General features: G+C 53.2%; 1 protein-coding gene. It reads left to right on the top strand.

Going from position 1 to position 556, the window contains the following annotated elements:
• Positions 1-556, top strand: a 556-nt coding sequence (locus tag G3I71_RS46145) for a hypothetical protein (RefSeq protein WP_164324916.1), incomplete at both ends; no start/stop codon positions are given.

Below are 556 nucleotides of genomic sequence, written 5' to 3'. Positions count from 1 at the left end.
ATCAGTGCGGCAGGATTACAAAAATGAGTACACCCCTCAGACCTATCTGGAAGTACTCGCTCTGGGCAGGAAATATAGAGCCTTCGATGACTGGAACTTCACTAACCGTTCCCTCAAAGCCAATGAGGAGTTCACCATCACAGTCGCCCCGGGCAAGGACCTGAAAATCGAGTCGAGGACGGCGGCCATAGGACCCAGAGCCTTCCCCTTGAATGATCCTTCCCCTACTTCCTTCCTTCTTCTTCCGCGTGGTGGCGAATTCAACGGGACACACGTGAAGTGCCCGCCGCCTGTCTCCACAGAAAAGGATCCCCTCCTTCCCACCTTGGTTCTGTTCAGGAACAGAACATTCATAGACACCATTCCTATGGACAATAAATGGCATTCGATACCTGACATAAAGTGCGTTGCCAAGACCGGGGAGAATGTTGTCGGCGCTATCTTGACCAAGGCCTCTGACGCCTCCTACCTAACCGCTGGCACGCCGGTCAGGATACTGCCACCGTACCCCGAAAAAATTACGGTGGAATCTGATCTGGATCCGGAAGCCCTCACA

The organism is Streptomyces sp. SID12501, assembly GCF_010550245.1.
GTDB lineage: Bacteria > Actinomycetota > Actinomycetes > Streptomycetales > Streptomycetaceae > Streptomyces.
Note: the sequence above shows the minus strand (reverse complement) of the source record. Positions and strands in the feature narration are given on the sequence as shown.